Below are 14,534 nucleotides of genomic sequence, written 5' to 3'. Positions count from 1 at the left end.
AACCTATCCCCGCCCCTAAAGGCGGGAAAAATCATTGAAAAGTGCAAGACCCATCAACAACACCAACACGATCGAACCTATGCGGTAGCTGTAGTCCTGTACTCGCTCGGAAACCGGCCCACCCTTCAGCTTTTCTATCGCCAGGAAGAGGAGATGCCCACCATCTAACACCGGTAATGGGAACAGGTTGATGATCCCCAGGTTGACGCTAATCAACGCCAGGAACATCAGATAATACACGAATCCGACTCCGGCTGACGCCCCAGCTCCCTGTGCAATCGAGATCGGGCCACTCAGGTTGTTCAGCTTTACATCACCGGTTATTAATTTGCCCAGCATGTTGACCGTCAGCCGCATCAGCTGCCAGGTCTTGTCGCCGGCCTGATACAGCGCCGGGAACGGTCCATACTGGCGAATCGTCTTATACTCTTCCGGCAGCGGCAGCACCTTTGGAATGATGCCTGCAAACCCCACCGATTTGTCTTTTCCCACCGGCTTTGTATCCGGTATCAGCGTCAAAGACAAGGGGGCGCCGTTTCTTTCAATCTCCAAAGCCAGCGGTTGCCCCGGGCCATCGTGGATACGCTTCACCAGCGTCTGCCAACGACCCAACGGCTGACCATCGACTTTAACGATCCTGTCCCCCGCTTGTAAACCCGCCTTTTGCGCCGCCGAGTTCGGCTGCACTTCCGCCAACACGGATTCGATCTGCGGGCCGCGCGGCATAATCCCCAGCGCGACAACGGGATCCTGCTTGTCCGGTTCAAAGTTCCACTGGCGCAAGTCCAGGGTTTTGGTCACCACCTGCGAAGAGCCGAACGGCGCTACGCCGACTTCGGTTTGCGCATCGCCAATCTTCGCCACCAGCGCCAGACGAACTGACTCCCAATCAGGCGTTTCGATGCCGTCAACCGACTTTAGTTCCATGCCAGACGAAATTTCAGCCTTGGCGGCGATCGATTGCGGCGCGATTTCGCCGATCACCGGACGGAAACTCGGCACGCCGATGATGAACACCAGCCAGTAGGCAAGGATAGCAAACAGGAAGTTGGCGATGGGGCCGGCGCTGATGATGGCCGCGCGCTGCCAGACGGTTTTATTGTTGAAGGCCTGGTGGCGCATCTCCGGCGCCACCGACTCCACGCGCTCGTCCAGCATCTTCACGTAGCCGCCAAGCGGGATCAGAGCGATAACGTACTCGGTGCCCTGGCGATCGGTTCGGCGCCACAGCGCCCGGCCGAAGCCGATGGAGAAGCGTTCAACGCGCACGCCGCAACGACGGGCAACCCAAAAGTGTCCGAACTCATGCACGGTAATCAAGATACCGAGCGCAATCAGAAACGCCACCAGGTTCCAAAGCACGCTGACCATCATCCCTCACTTTCCGTCATCGACGGATTAAAACACCAACAGCATCAGGCAGGCAAACACCGGCACCGCCGCGGTCAGGCTGTCGATACGATCCAGTATGCCGCCATGACCGGGAATCAAATGCCCGCTGTCCTTGATGCCCGCTTCGCGTTTGAACATGCTTTCGGTCAAATCGCCCAGCACCGAAGCCAGCGCGGCGATCACCGAACAGGCCAGCAGCGTGGTCGGCACCACGTTCAGCGGCGCGTAGCGGCCGAACAGCCACGAGATCACCGCCGACGTCAGCAACCCGCCGATCAACCCTTCCCACGTTTTGCCCGGTGAGACCTTCGGCGCCAGCTTATGCTTGCCGAACAGCTTGCCGAACATGTAGGCACCGGAATCTGCGCCCCACACCAGCAACATCACGTACAGCAGCCACCAGGCGCCGGTAAACGGGTTTTGCTCGTAGCCGAACTGGCGCAGCGCCAGCATGCCCCAGAAAAACGGCACGATGGTCAGCAGGCCAAACAGCAGGCGCAGCGGGCGCGAATTGCGCCAGATAGCGGCCGAGCCGGGATAGAACAGCACCAACAGCAACGCCGCCAGCCACCAGGCCAACGACAGCCACAGCGAGCCGCTTATCTGCGGCACGGATTGATGGTAAGCGGGGACGCTGAGCATCATCAGCGCAAGCAGAAAACCGCACAGTATCGCCAACCAGATGCGCTGCGAACGGGAGGTAAAACCGGCCAGTTGGCCCCACTCCCAGGCAGCTAACATGCACACGACGAGCGTTACCAGAGCAAAGGCCAACGGCGGCAACAGGAACAGCGCCGCGATAACGATCGGGATTAAAATCAGAGCAGTTATGAGGCGATACTTCAGCAAAAGTTCTCCCTAGGACGCATCGGCGCCGTTAGGTGTTGTTCCCCCGAAGCGGCGCTCACGTTGTGCAAATGCATTCAGCGCACCTTCAAAGACAAGTTCATCGAAATCAGGCCAGAGCACATCAGTAAAGTAAAGTTCAGCATAGGCGATTTGCCACAGCAGGAAATTACTGATGCGATGCTCGCCACCGGTGCGGATAACCAGATCCACCGGCGCCAGGTCGCTCATGCAAACCCGCTCGTTCAATAATTCCTCGCTGATCTGATCCGGGTGCAACTCGCCTACCCGTACCTGTTCGGCCAGTTCCCTTACTCCCTGAATGATATCCCAACGGCCGCCGTAGTTGGCAGCGATATTGAGCGTCAGGCCATCGTTATTTTCCGTCAGAGCTTCAGAGCGGCGGATCCGCTCCTGCAAACGCGCGCTGAATCGGCTAATATCGCCGATCACTCGCAGCCTGACGTTATGTTTATGCAGGCTTTTTACTTCACTATCCAAAGCGCGGACAAAAAGCTCCATCAGGGCAGAGACTTCCTGCACCGGACGGTTCCAGTTTTCGCTGCTGAAGGCATAAAGCGTGAGCGCATCTAAATGGTGGCTGGCGGCAAAACTGACCGCGCGGCGAACCGATTTCACCCCTGCTTTATGACCGAAGACACGTAACTTGCCCTGACGTTTGGCCCAGCGTCCGTTACCGTCCATGATAATGGCGACATGGCGCGGCCCCGGGGAAGATGGATTAGCCTCTTGTTGGTTTGCGGACGACATAACTCGTACTTATTTCCTCAATAGAAATATAACTGCCTTTCCGGAACATCAGGCCCTTACGCGCAAAAAAAGCCGTGTGCCCGACACGGCTTTCAGCCTGCCCTTGCGACACCCGGCGCAGCCGGGCCGCCATTGACGCACAAGGCGCCAATCGGGCCATAATTCAACGGTATAACCGCTGACAGGTGGCGCAGACTATACCACCTCAGCGGGGCATGAACAAACGGCCCCGCTGCGGCGCACGCGAATTACGAGCAAAATCGGATAATCACCGTGATCGGCCGCACAACGCGCGAACCCGCTCCTCAGCGGCGGCGCGCGCCTGACGGTCAATGTCTAAGACCGCTTCGATGCTCGTCGGTTCCTGCAGCGCGAGACGTTCCACCACCTGGCGATTGACCGCCGCGATATCGGTAAAGCGAATCTGCTGCTGCAAAAATGCCGCCACGGCGATTTCGTTGGCCGCGTTCAGCGCGGTGGTGGCCGCCTGGCCGGCATCAAACGCTTCGATCGCCAAATACAGGCAAGGATAACGCTCACGCTCCGGTTCGGCGAAGGTCAGCGAACCGATACGGCAGAAGTCCAGCGCTTCCACACCGGAATTCACACGCTGCGGATACGCCATCGCGTGAGCGATTGGCGTGCGCATATCCGGCGTCCCCAACTGCGCCAGCACGCTGCCGTCGGCATAGCGCACCATCGAGTGAATCACCGACTGCGGGTGCAGGATCACTTCCATTTGCTCGGCCGAGGCGTTAAACAGCCAGCGGGCCTCAATGTATTCCAGACCTTTGTTCATCATGGTGGCGGAATCCACCGAGATCTTGCGACCCATCGACCAGTTCGGGTGGGCGCAGGCTTGATCCGGCGTCATCGCGGCGAACTGTTCCAACGGCGTGGTGCGGAACGGGCCGCCGGAACCGGTAAGCACGATGCGCGAAACACCATGACTGTCCAGTGAAGAGTATCCCAACTGACGCTGAATGTTCTCAGGCAAACTCTGAAAAATCGCGTTGTGCTCGCTGTCGAGCGGCAGCAGTTGCGCCTGGCTTTGCCGCACCGCGTCCATAAACAGACGGCCGCAGGTGACCAGCGACTCTTTGTTGGCCAGCAGCACCTGCTTGCCCGCGCGGATCGCCGCCAGCGTCGGCAACAGCCCCGCGGCGCCGACGATGGCCGCCGTCACTTGATCGACGTCATCCAAAGCGGCCAATTCACAGGCCGCTTGTTCCCCAGCCAACACTTCGGTAGCGACACCGTTCTCCGCCAGGATAGCGCGCAGCTCGCGCGCGGCGCTTTCATCCGCCATCGCGGCAAACGCGGGCCGAAATTCCATGCATTGCTGCGCCATGACCGCAACATTGCGGCCGGCCACCAGCGCTTTGATCGCAAAACGGTCGAGATTCGCCCTGACCACGGCCAGGGTGCTGGTCCCTACCGAGCCGGTCGAGCCAAGAATGGTCAGTTGCTTCATGAGTTCACTCTGAATAACTGTCTGATGAGATCGGAGGTGCTCCAGTGTGGAACCTTGGACACCGCTTGTCCATGATCTTTCAGTACGATGAAACGGGATCTGCGCCACAAAAAACAAAGCGCCGCCCAGGCGACGCTTTTTTTCTGCGCGATGCTGATTAGAATTCCATCAGCTCTTTTTCTTTCTCCGCCAGCGCGGCGTCGACCAGCTTGATGTAAGCGTCGGTCATTTTCTGAATCTCGTCTTGTGAACGACGCTCTTCGTCTTCGCTGATCTCTTTATCTTTCAGCAGCGCCTTGACCTTGTCGTTGGCGTCGCGACGCACGTTACGCACCGCTACGCGGCCCTGCTCGGCTTCGCCGCGCACGATCTTGATCAGATCCTTACGACGTTCTTCGGTCAGCGGAGGCAGCGGAACGCGAATGTCAGAACCGGCGGAAGACGGGTTGAGGCCCAGATCGGAGCTCATGATCGCTTTCTCAACGGCCTGGCTCAGGCTGCGGTCGAATACGTTGATTTTCAGCGTGCGGGAGTCTTCCACGGTCACGTTGGCCAGCTGACGCAGCGGCGTAGCGGCGCCGTAGTATTCCACCATGATGCCGTCCAGAATGCTTGGAGAAGCGCGGCCGGTACGGATCTTGCTGATTTGGTTTTTGAATGCTTCTACGCTTTTTTCCATGCGTGAATCAGCATCTTTTCTGATTTCATTAGTCACGTTGCAAACCCTTGGAAGCTGGTTACTTGGCAGGCGATACTCAAGTATAGCCCGTAATCGTACTCGAAGAGCGCGCGGCGCCTGGCGTCACGCGCTCCGAAAAAGAGGTGTGAACAGCCTTATTTGCTGATCAGCGTACCTTCGTTCTCACCCATCACCACGCGGCGCAGCGCACCAGGCTTGTTCATGTTGAACACGCGGATCGGCAGACCGTGATCGCGGGCCAGCGTAAACGCCGCCAGATCCATCACTTTCAGCTCGCGCTCCAGCACGTCCTGATAGGTTAATTGTTCATACAGCGTCGCATCCGGGTTTTTCACCGGATCGGCGGAGTATACGCCATCCACTTTGGTGGCTTTCAGCACCACGTCCGCTTCGATCTCGATGCCGCGCAGGCAGGCAGCGGAATCGGTAGTAAAGAACGGGTTGCCGGTACCGGCGGAGAAGATCACCACGCGGTTGTTGCGCAGCAGGCTGATAGCCTCTGCCCAGCTGTAATTATCACATACGCCGTTCAGCGGGATCGCTGACATCAGGCGGGCGTTCACATAGGCACGGTGCAGTGCATCACGCATAGCCAGGCCGTTCATCACGGTAGCCAGCATTCCCATGTGGTCGCCCACTACGCGGTTCATGCCGGCTTGCGCCAGCCCCGCGCCGCGGAACAAGTTCCCGCCGCCAATAACTACACCGACCTGAATTCCCAGTTCGACCAGCTCTTTCACTTCCTGAGCCATGCGATCCAAAACGCTGGCGTCGATACCAAAACCTTCTGCACCTTGCAGGGCTTCGCCACTCAGTTTAAGCAGAATACGCTGATATACGGGTTTTGCATTGGTTGCCATGGTGTTCTGTCCTAAGAAGCAGTATTAGTAGTGGGGATTTCAGCCGATGAAACGCGCCTGAGGTGAGCATCACGCTGCAGGGCCTGCCACCGGTGTAATTCTGGCTGGATAGTATGGAACCGCCAGACGGCGGTTCCATCGACAGTCATTAAGACTGTTTGCTCATCGCGGCAACTTCAGCAGCGAAGTCGGTTTCGACTTTCTCGATGCCTTCGCCCACTTCGAAGCGAATGAAGTTGGTCACGTCAGCGTTGTGCTCTTTCAGCACCTGAGCAACGGATTTGCTCGGATCCATAACGAAAGGCTGACCGGTCAGAGAAACTTCGCCGGTGAATTTCTTCATGCGGCCTTCAACCATTTTCTCTGCGATTTCTTTCGGCTTGCCGGACTGCATGGCGATGTCCAGCTGAACCTGGTACTCTTTTTCTACCACTTCAGCAGACACGTCTTCTGGCTTCACGAACTCTGGCTTGCTCGCCGCAATGTGCATTGCGATTTGCTTAACCAGCTCTTCGTCAGCGCCTTTAGCCGCAACCAGAACGCCAATGCGCGCGCCGTGCAGGTAGCTGCCCAGCACGTCGCCTTCCAGGGAAGCAACGCGACGAATGTTGATGTTTTCGCCGATTTTTGCCACCAGCGCTACGCGCTCTTCTTCGAACTGTGCTTTCAGCACGTCAACGTCAGTGATTTTGCCGGCCATAGCGGCATCCAGCACTTTGTCGGCGAACGCCTGGAAACCGGCGTCTTTCGCAACGAAGTCAGTCTGGCAGTTAACTTCCAGAATGATGCCGTAGTTGCCTTCGATCTTGGTTTTGATCACGCCGTCAGCAGCTACGTTGCCTGCTTTTTTAGCGGCTTTGATCGCACCGGACTTACGCATGTTTTCGATTGCCAGTTCGATGTCGCCGTTGGATTCAACCAGCGCCTTCTTGCAATCCATCATGCCAGCGCCGGTACGCTCGCGCAGTTCTTTTACCAGGGCAGCGGTAATATCAGCCATTTATTTTTCCTCGGTTATCTCGCGTGGAGACAGTTCTCATTCAGATAAGCAAAGGGGGCCTTTACAGGCCCCCCTAACCAACATATGTCAATACCTGGTTAATAAGGGCTCAGTGACGAGCTTGCCTTATTATTCAGCTTCTACGAAGCCTTCTTCCGCCTGAACGGCCAGATCTTGAGAACGACCTTCACGCACAGCGGCAGCAACAGCAGTCAGGTACAGGTTTACTGCACGGATTGCGTCGTCGTTACCAGGGATGATGAAGTCAACGCCGTCTGGGTTGGAGTTGGTATCAACGATAGAGAATACCGGGATACCCAGGTTGTTGGCTTCTTTGATCGCGATGTGCTCGTGATCGGCATCGATAACGAACAGTGCGTCTGGCAGACCGCCCATATCTTTGATACCGCCCAGGGAGTTTTCCAGCTTGGCCAGTTCACGAGTGCGCATCAGCGCTTCTTTCTTGGTCAGCTTGTCCAGGGTGCCGTCTTGAGACTGGATTTCCAGATCTTTCAAACGCTTGATGGACTGACGAACGGTTTTCCAGTTAGTCAGCATGCCACCCAACCAGCGGTGGTTCACGAAGAACTGGTCACAGCTGTTCGCAGCGTCTTTTACCGCTTCGCTTGCTGCGCGTTTGGTACCAACGAACAGGATCTTGCCTTTACGGGAAGAGATCTTGCTCAGTTCAGCCAGAGCGGCGTTGAACATTGGTACAGTCTGCTCCAGGTTGATGATGTGAACCTTGTTACGAGCGCCGAAGATGAAAGGCTTCATTTTCGGGTTCCAGTAACGGGTCTGGTGACCAAAGTGAACACCAGCCTTGAGCATGTCGCGCATGGAAACAGTTGCCATGATTAAACCTCTATAGATTAATTGGGGTTATGCCTCCACGTATCCCATAACGCCGACCCTGGCGGCGACAAGTCACCTCAGGGCACCCCGGCGGATGTGCCGATACGTGTGTGTTATTTACACAAAATGAGTGCAGTTAAAGTATTTTCGGCTCATTCCCGCCAGGTCACAAGAACCAAGACACGGATCGCCGGCGCGCTTTATACCATAAACCCGCCGCCGACACCAACTTTTGTTGCGTTTCGCCGGGCGTCAGGAAATGAAATTTGGCAGCCCCGGCCGGGCTGATACCATAAGTCACTGCTTCTTATTGTCGACGATAACGACACCTGCGGACGAATTTCATGGCAATCTCAATTAAAACACCTGATGACATCCAAAAAATGCGCGTGGCCGGCCGCCTGGCCGCCGAAGTGCTGGAGATCATCGAGCCGCACGTCAAACCTGGCGTGACCACCGGCGAGCTGGACCGTATCTGTCACGAGTACATCACCAACGAGCAGCAGGCCATTTCCGCCTGCCTCGGCTATCACGGCTTCCCGAAATCCGTGTGCATTTCGGTGAACGAAGTGGTGTGCCACGGCATCCCGAGCGACGACAAAACGCTGAAAGACGGCGACATCGTCAACATCGACGTGACCGTGATTAAAGACGGTTTCCACGGCGACACCTCGAAGATGTTCATCGTCGGCAAACCGACCATTCTGGGCGAGCGCCTGTGCCGCGTTACTCAGGAAAGCCTGTATCTGGCGCTGAAGATGGTCAAACCGGGCATCCGTCTGCGCACCCTGGGCAAGGCTATCCAGCAATTCGTCGAAGCCGAGAAGTTCTCCGTGGTGCGCGAGTACTGCGGCCACGGCATCGGCGAAGTGTTCCACGAAGAGCCGCAGGTGCTGCACTATGACGCGGACGACGGCGGCGTGGTGCTGCAGCCGGGCATGGCCTTCACCATCGAACCGATGGTCAACGCCGGCGACTACCGCATCCGCACCATGAAAGACGGCTGGACGGTAAAAACCAAAGATCGCAGCTTGTCGGCGCAGTATGAGCATACTATTGTGGTGACTGATAACGGCTGCGAGATAATGACGTTGCGCAAGGATGACACCATCCCCAACATCATTACGCACGAGATGTAAGCACCGCGGCGAACGCCGCGTGCAGAATATCACCAGGCCGGCTTATGCCGGCCTTTTTTATGGGCTGCGCACTATGTCTGACAATCTTCTTCAACAGGCGGCCCCGGCCGTGCCGATGCCGCCCGCCTCCCCCAGCGCCTACGGCGACGACGAGCTCACCTGCCCGGTGCTGAAACAGCGGCTGGAACAGTTTCAGCTGTGGCTGGCGGCGGCGTTCGACGCCGGCTCCAGCGCAGAAAGCCTGGTGGCGGCGCGCAGCGACTTCATCGATCGCCTGCTGCGCCGGCTGTGGACGTTCTACGGCTTTGAAGATATCCCGGAAACCGCGCTGGTGGCGGTCGGCGGCTACGGCCGCGGCGAGCTGCACCCGCTGTCGGATATCGACGTGCTGGTGCTCAGCCAGCGCCGGCTGACGGAGCAACAGTCGCAGCGGGTCGGCGAATTCATCACCCTGCTGTGGGATCTCAAGCTGGAAGTGGGCCACAGCGTGCGCACCCTGGAAGAGTGTCTGCTGGAAGGGCTGGCGGATCTGACCGTGGCCACCAACCTGATCGAATCGCGCATGATCTGCGGCGACGTCGCGCTGTTCCTGCAGATGCAAAAACATATCTTCAGCGACGGCTTTTGGCCTTCGCCGCAGTTTTTCCACGCCAAGATCAACGAGCAGCAAGAACGTCATCAGCGCTACCACGGCACCAGCTATAACCTGGAGCCGGATATCAAAAGCAGCCCCGGCGGCCTGCGTGACATCCACACGCTGCTGTGGGTGGCGCGCCGCCACTTCGGCGCCACCTCGCTGGACGAAATGGTCGGCTTCGGCTTTCTCACCCAGGCCGAACGCAACGAGCTGAACGAATGCCAGAGCTTCCTGTGGCGCATCCGCTTTGCGCTGCACCTGGTGCTGCCGCGTTACGACAACCGTCTGCTGTTCGATCGCCAGCTCAGCGTCGCGCAGCTGCTGCGCTATGAAGGCGAAGGCAACGAGCCGGTCGAGCGCATGATGAAAGACTTCTACCGCATGACGCGGCGCGTCAGCGAGCTGAACCACATGCTGCTGCAGCTGTTCGACGAAGCCATCCTGGCGCTGGACGCCACCGAAAAACCGCGTCCGCTGAACGACGATTTCCAACTGCGCGGCGCTCTGATCGATCTGCGTGACGAAACGCTGTTCATCCGCGAGCCGCAAGCCATCATGCGCATGTTCTACCTGATGGTGCGCAACCGCGAGATCAAAGGCATTTACTCCACCACCGTGCGCCAGCTGCGCCACGCGCGCCGCCACCTGAAACAGCCGCTGTGCACCATCCCGGAAGCGCGCGATCTGTTCATGGCCATCCTGCGCCATCCCGGCGCGGTGTCGCGCGCGCTGGTGCCGATGCACCGTCACAGCGTGCTGTGGGCCTATATGCCGCAGTGGGGCAAGATCGTCGGGCAGATGCAGTTCGATCTGTTCCACGCCTATACTGTCGACGAACACACTATCCGGGTGCTGCAGAAGCTGGAGAGCTTCGCCGATCCGCAAACCCGGCCGCGCCATCCGCTGTGCGTGGAGCTGTATCCGCGCCTGCCGCACCCGGAACTGCTGCTGCTGGCGGCCTTGTTCCACGATATCGCCAAAGGGCGCGGCGGCGATCACTCGATCCTCGGCGCGGAGGACGTGGTGGAGTTCGCCGAGCTGCACGGCCTCAACTCGCGAGAAACCCAACTGGTGGCCTGGCTGGTGCGCTGCCACCTGCTGATGTCGGTCACCGCGCAGCGCCGCGATATCCAGGATCCGACGGTGATCCAGCAGTTCAGCAGCGAAGTGCAGAGCGAAACTCGTCTGCGCTACCTGGTATGCCTGACGGTGGCGGATATCTGCGCCACCAACGAAACCCTGTGGAACAGCTGGAAGCAGAGCCTGTTGCGCGAGCTGTATTTCGCCACCGAGAAACAGCTGCGCCGCGGCATGCAAAACAGCCCGGATCTGCGCGAACGCGTGCGCCACCACCGGCTGCAGGCGCTGGCGCTGCTGCGCATGGACAACATCGACGAAGAGGCGCTGCACCGCATCTGGAGCCGCTGCCGCGCCGACTATTTCCTGCGCCACTCGCCGAATCAGCTGGCCTGGCACGCCCGCCATCTGCTGGCCCACGATTCCACCCAGCCGCTGGTGCTGGTCAGCCGCCAGGCGACGCGCGGCGGCACCGAGATCTTCATCTGGAGCCCGGATCGTCCTTATCTGTTCGCCGCCGTTGCCGGGGAGATGGATCGCCGCAACCTGAGCGTGCACGACGCCCAGATCTTCACCAACCGCGACGGTATGGCGATGGACACCTTTATCGTGCTGGAGCCGGACGGCAGCCCGCTGGCGCAGGATCGCCACGCGGCGATCCGCCAGGCGCTGCTGCAGGCCATCACCCAGCGTGAGTACCAGCCGCCGCGCGTGCGCCGCCCCTCTTCCAAGCTGCGCCACTTCAGCGTGCCGACCGAGGTCACCTTCCTGCCGACCCACACCGATCGCCGCAGCTACCTGGAGCTGACCGCGCTCGACCAACCCGGCCTGCTGGCGCGGGTGGGCGAAGTGTTCGCCGATCTGGGGCTGTCGCTGCATGGCGCGCGCATTTCCACCATCGGCGAGCGGGTCGAGGATTTGTTTATCCTGGCCGACGGCGAGCGGCGCGCGCTCGACCAAGAAACGCGCAGAAAGTTGGAGCAACGGTTGACAGAGGCCCTCACCCCAAACGATAAAATGTGATACAAGTAACTTTTTACCGACAACATCAGGAAAGAGAACAGCATGCAGCAATTACAGAACGTTATTGAAAGCGCCTTCGAACGCCGTGCGGACATCACCCCGGCGAACGTAGACACCGTAACGCGCGAAGCGGTAAACCAGGTGATCGGCCTGCTGGACAGCGGCGCCCTGCGCGTCGCCGAGAAGATCGACGGTCAATGGGTCACCCACCAGTGGCTGAAGAAAGCCGTGCTGCTCTCTTTCCGCATCAACGACAACAAGGTGATGGACGGCGCGGAAACCCGCTACTACGACAAAGTGCCGATGAAATTCGCCGACTACGACGAAGCGCGCTTCCAGAAGGAAGGCTTCCGCGTCGTGCCGCCAGCCACCGTGCGCCAGGGCGCGTTCATCGCTCGCAACACCGTGCTGATGCCGTCTTACGTTAACATCGGCGCCTACGTCGACGAAGGCACCATGGTCGACACCTGGGCCACCGTCGGTTCTTGCGCGCAGATCGGCAAAAACGTTCACCTGTCCGGCGGCGTCGGCATCGGCGGTGTGCTGGAGCCGCTGCAGGCCAACCCGACCATCATCGAAGACAACTGCTTCATCGGCGCGCGTTCCGAAGTGGTGGAAGGCGTGATCGTGGAAGAAGGCTCGGTGATTTCGATGGGCGTCTACCTCGGCCAGAGCACCCGCATCTATGACCGCGAGACCGGCGAAATCCATTACGGCCGCGTGCCGGCGGGCTCGGTGGTGGTTTCCGGCAACCTGCCGTCGAAAGACGGTTCTTACAGCCTGTACTGCGCGGTGATCGTCAAGAAAGTCGACGCCAAAACGCGCGGTAAAGTCGGCATTAATGAGTTATTGCGTACTATCGACTAAATTGAAATAGCGGGTGATTCACCCGCTATTTTTTTGTCTGCGTTTCGCTGGCAGTCACAGTCGCAGATCTCGCTTTCCGCCATAATCGCAGTCGTGGAATATAACGATCACATCTAAAGAGGGCGCAGTATGTACGATAACTTGAAGAGTTTGGGCATCAATCAACCGGAAGACGTCGATCGCTATAGCCTGCGTCAAGAGGCCAACAACGACATCCTCAAGATCTATTTCCGCAAGGACAAGGGCGAGTTCTTCGCCAAGAGCGTGAAGTTCAAGTATCCGCGCCAGCGTAAAACCGTGGTGGCGGACAACGCCGGCCAGGGCTACAAGGAAATTCACGAGATCAACCCGAACCTGCGTTACGTGATCGACGAGCTGGATCAGCTGTGCCAGCGCGATCAGGTGGAAGTGGATCTGAAGCGTAAAATCCTCGACGACCTGCGCCATCTCGAAGGCGTGGTGTCGCACAAGATTGCCGAGATCGAAGCCGATCTGGAAAAACTCACCCGCGGCAAATAATGCGGATCGGCTGACCCGCATCATCGTTAAGGCGCCCTTTTGCGGCGCCTTTTTACGTTATGACTGCAGCAGCGTGCCCCACTGCTCGACCCACGGGCAGGCGGCCACTTCCGGCTCCGGCTGTTCCATCGCATCGATTTCCAGCACTTCGCCAACGCGGGTGGCGCCCTGTTCCTGCAGCAGCGCATCGAACGTGCGCCCGGCGCCGCAGAAGTGGTCATAGCTGCTGTCGCCGAGGGCGATCAGCCCATAGCGCAGCTCCGGCTGATAGCCAACCTGATCGCGGATAGCGTGGAACAGCGGCGCGATGCTGTCCGGCAGATCGCCCTGCCCGGTGGTGGAGGTGATCACCAGCGCGTAGTGCTGACGATAAAACTGCCAGGCCTCCAGCGTGCCCTCTTCAAACAGTTTGACCTCATGGCCCTGCTCGCTGAGGATGTTTTGCGCCTCTTCCGCCACCAGCAGCGAATTGCCGTAGACCGTTCCCACGAAGATACCAACCTGAGCCATGGCTCCTACTCCCTTCATTACCTTTAAAAATTGTCAGCTATCCTGACCGTTAGCCGCGCTAAACTCAACCCCGGCAAGTTCAGGGAATACCCCCGCCCAGCCGAACTGCGCCATCACCCCTTGCCAGGCCTCGTCCCAGCGCGCCGTTACCTGCAGCGGCTCGCCGGTCACCGGGTGCGTCAGCTGCAGATGGCTGGCGTGCAGCATCAGGCGCGGGCAACCGAAATGCTGCGCCATCCCGCGATTCTGCCGCAGATCGCCGTGCTTGCTGTCGCCGATGATCGGGTGGCGCAGGTGCGCCATATGGCGCCGCAGCTGATGTTTGCGGCCGGTTTCCGGCTGCAGTTCCACCAGACTGTAACGCGCGCTGTCGTAGCGGCCGACGGCCACCGGCATCTCTACCTGCGCCAACGGCCGGTAGTGCGTCACGGCCGGCTGCGGCCCCTTGTCGGCATCGGCATGTTTATCGGCGATTTTATCCAGCTCCGCCGTCAGCGGGTAGTCGAGGGTCGCCTCCTCCTGCACGTAACCGCGCACCACCGCATGGTAGGTTTTCTGCACCTGATGCTGCTCGAACTGCTGCGACAGCAGGCGCGCCACCTCGCTGGAGAGCGCCATCAGCAGCACGCCGGACGTCGGACGATCGAGACGGTGCACGGTAAAGACGTGCTTCCCGAGCTGATCGCGCACCGTCTGCATCATAAAGCGAGTTTCATGACGGTCCAGCCAACTGCGGTGCACCAACCAGCCCGACGGTTTGTTCACCGCCACCAGGTGTTCATCCTGATACAAAATCTCAATCACATCGCATTCCCAGGTCAATAGCCGTTTCGGGCGCGAGTATAACAGGCATGGGACGCAACG

14 protein-coding genes are annotated in these 14,534 nt (G+C 58.9%); 4 read left to right on the top strand and 10 right to left on the bottom strand.

The genetic code is table 11. The features are described from left to right. Window positions 1-15: 15 nt before the first annotated feature. The 8 genes from rseP to rpsB all read right to left on the bottom strand — a co-directional run bounded on the left by rseP (window position 16) and on the right by rpsB (window position 7,898). Window positions 16-1,371 carry a sigma E protease regulator RseP gene (rseP, locus tag ITX55_RS18255; RefSeq protein WP_025304033.1) on the bottom strand — a complete coding sequence of 452 codons (1,356 nt, stop codon included), beginning with the start codon at window positions 1,369-1,371 and terminating at the stop codon, window positions 16-18. A 27-nt stretch (window positions 1,372-1,398) separates the two neighbouring features. Next, complete coding sequence (gene cdsA / locus ITX55_RS18250) at window positions 1,399-2,241, bottom strand: phosphatidate cytidylyltransferase (RefSeq protein WP_033644875.1); 843 nt, start codon at window positions 2,239-2,241, stop codon at window positions 1,399-1,401. 9 nt (window positions 2,242-2,250) lie between these two features. Beyond that, entirely contained in the window at window positions 2,251-3,009 is a 759-nt protein-coding gene (gene ispU / locus ITX55_RS18245) for a (2E,6E)-farnesyl-diphosphate-specific ditrans,polycis-undecaprenyl-diphosphate synthase (protein WP_033644874.1), read from the bottom strand. Window positions 3,010-3,277: 268 nt separating this feature from the next. Beyond that, the gene (gene ispC, locus ITX55_RS18240; protein ID WP_046687715.1) at window positions 3,278-4,483 is read right to left on the bottom strand and encodes a 1-deoxy-D-xylulose-5-phosphate reductoisomerase; all 1,206 of its coding nucleotides are present in this window, start codon (window positions 4,481-4,483) and stop codon (window positions 3,278-3,280) included. 157 nt (window positions 4,484-4,640) lie between these two features. Further along, window positions 4,641-5,198, bottom strand: coding sequence for a ribosome recycling factor (gene frr, locus ITX55_RS18235; protein WP_025160240.1), 558 nt, complete (start codon window positions 5,196-5,198; stop codon window positions 4,641-4,643). A 119-nt stretch (window positions 5,199-5,317) separates the two neighbouring features. After that, window positions 5,318-6,043, bottom strand: coding sequence for a UMP kinase (gene pyrH / locus ITX55_RS18230; protein WP_004931940.1), 726 nt, complete (start codon window positions 6,041-6,043; stop codon window positions 5,318-5,320). Between the two features lie 148 nt (window positions 6,044-6,191). Further along, on the bottom strand, window positions 6,192-7,043 hold the full coding sequence (gene tsf / locus ITX55_RS18225) for a translation elongation factor Ts (RefSeq protein ID WP_033644872.1): 852 nt from the start codon (window positions 7,041-7,043) through the stop codon (window positions 6,192-6,194). 129 nt (window positions 7,044-7,172) lie between these two features. Next, on the bottom strand, window positions 7,173-7,898 hold the full coding sequence (gene rpsB, locus ITX55_RS18220) for a 30S ribosomal protein S2 (RefSeq protein WP_016929891.1): 726 nt from the start codon (window positions 7,896-7,898) through the stop codon (window positions 7,173-7,175). A 344-nt stretch (window positions 7,899-8,242) separates the two neighbouring features. On the opposite strand from rpsB, the gene map reads away from it, so the two are divergent. The 4 genes from map to ITX55_RS18200 all read left to right on the top strand — a co-directional run bounded on the left by map (window position 8,243) and on the right by ITX55_RS18200 (window position 13,160). After that, window positions 8,243-9,037 carry a type I methionyl aminopeptidase gene (gene map / locus ITX55_RS18215; RefSeq protein ID WP_028127527.1) on the top strand — a complete coding sequence of 265 codons (795 nt, stop codon included), beginning with the start codon at window positions 8,243-8,245 and terminating at the stop codon, window positions 9,035-9,037. 73 nt (window positions 9,038-9,110) lie between these two features. Further along, window positions 9,111-11,774, top strand: coding sequence for a bifunctional uridylyltransferase/uridylyl-removing protein GlnD (gene glnD / locus ITX55_RS18210; RefSeq protein WP_042785782.1), 2,664 nt, complete (start codon window positions 9,111-9,113; stop codon window positions 11,772-11,774). Window positions 11,775-11,816: 42 nt separating this feature from the next. Further along, the gene (gene dapD, locus ITX55_RS18205; RefSeq protein ID WP_004931932.1) at window positions 11,817-12,641 is read left to right on the top strand and encodes a 2,3,4,5-tetrahydropyridine-2,6-dicarboxylate N-succinyltransferase; all 825 of its coding nucleotides are present in this window, start codon (window positions 11,817-11,819) and stop codon (window positions 12,639-12,641) included. Window positions 12,642-12,770: 129 nt separating this feature from the next. Next, entirely contained in the window at window positions 12,771-13,160 is a 390-nt protein-coding gene (locus tag ITX55_RS18200; RefSeq protein ID WP_004931929.1) for a DUF3461 family protein, read from the top strand. Window positions 13,161-13,217: 57 nt separating this feature from the next. Here the strand turns inward: ITX55_RS18200 and ITX55_RS18195 are convergent, their stop codons facing one another. Beyond that, the gene (locus ITX55_RS18195; protein WP_033644870.1) at window positions 13,218-13,670 is read right to left on the bottom strand and encodes a flavodoxin; all 453 of its coding nucleotides are present in this window, start codon (window positions 13,668-13,670) and stop codon (window positions 13,218-13,220) included. A gap of 33 nt (window positions 13,671-13,703) precedes the next feature. Continuing rightward, on the bottom strand, window positions 13,704-14,474 hold the full coding sequence (truC, locus tag ITX55_RS18190) for a tRNA pseudouridine(65) synthase TruC (protein WP_042785783.1): 771 nt from the start codon (window positions 14,472-14,474) through the stop codon (window positions 13,704-13,706). Between the last annotated feature and the right edge of the window lie 60 nt (window positions 14,475-14,534).

This window comes from Serratia sp. EWG9, assembly GCF_019913725.1.
GTDB classification, from domain to species: Bacteria; Pseudomonadota; Gammaproteobacteria; order Enterobacterales; family Enterobacteriaceae; genus Serratia; species Serratia ureilytica.
Note: the sequence above shows the minus strand (reverse complement) of the source record. Positions and strands in the feature narration are given on the sequence as shown.

What these genes read in the sequence shown, in the direction of transcription:
- ispU (WP_033644874.1), bottom strand. Translation starts at nt 3,009, where the DNA reads ATGTCGTCCGCAAACCAACAAGAGGCTAATCCATCTTCCCCGGGGCCG.
- rseP (WP_025304033.1), bottom strand. Translation starts at nt 1,371, where the DNA reads ATGGTCAGCGTGCTTTGGAACCTGGTGGCGTTTCTGATTGCGCTCGGT.
- ITX55_RS18195 (WP_033644870.1), bottom strand. Translation starts at nt 13,670, where the DNA reads ATGGCTCAGGTTGGTATCTTCGTGGGAACGGTCTACGGCAATTCGCTG.
- tsf (WP_033644872.1), bottom strand. Translation starts at nt 7,043, where the DNA reads ATGGCTGATATTACCGCTGCCCTGGTAAAAGAACTGCGCGAGCGTACC.
- glnD (WP_042785782.1), top strand. Translation starts at nt 9,111, where the DNA reads ATGTCTGACAATCTTCTTCAACAGGCGGCCCCGGCCGTGCCGATGCCG.
- rpsB (WP_016929891.1), bottom strand. Translation starts at nt 7,898, where the DNA reads ATGGCAACTGTTTCCATGCGCGACATGCTCAAGGCTGGTGTTCACTTT.
- ITX55_RS18200 (WP_004931929.1), top strand. Translation starts at nt 12,771, where the DNA reads ATGTACGATAACTTGAAGAGTTTGGGCATCAATCAACCGGAAGACGTC.
- map (WP_028127527.1), top strand. Translation starts at nt 8,243, where the DNA reads ATGGCAATCTCAATTAAAACACCTGATGACATCCAAAAAATGCGCGTG.
- pyrH (WP_004931940.1), bottom strand. Translation starts at nt 6,043, where the DNA reads ATGGCAACCAATGCAAAACCCGTATATCAGCGTATTCTGCTTAAACTG.
- dapD (WP_004931932.1), top strand. Translation starts at nt 11,817, where the DNA reads ATGCAGCAATTACAGAACGTTATTGAAAGCGCCTTCGAACGCCGTGCG.
- ispC (WP_046687715.1), bottom strand. Translation starts at nt 4,483, where the DNA reads ATGAAGCAACTGACCATTCTTGGCTCGACCGGCTCGGTAGGGACCAGC.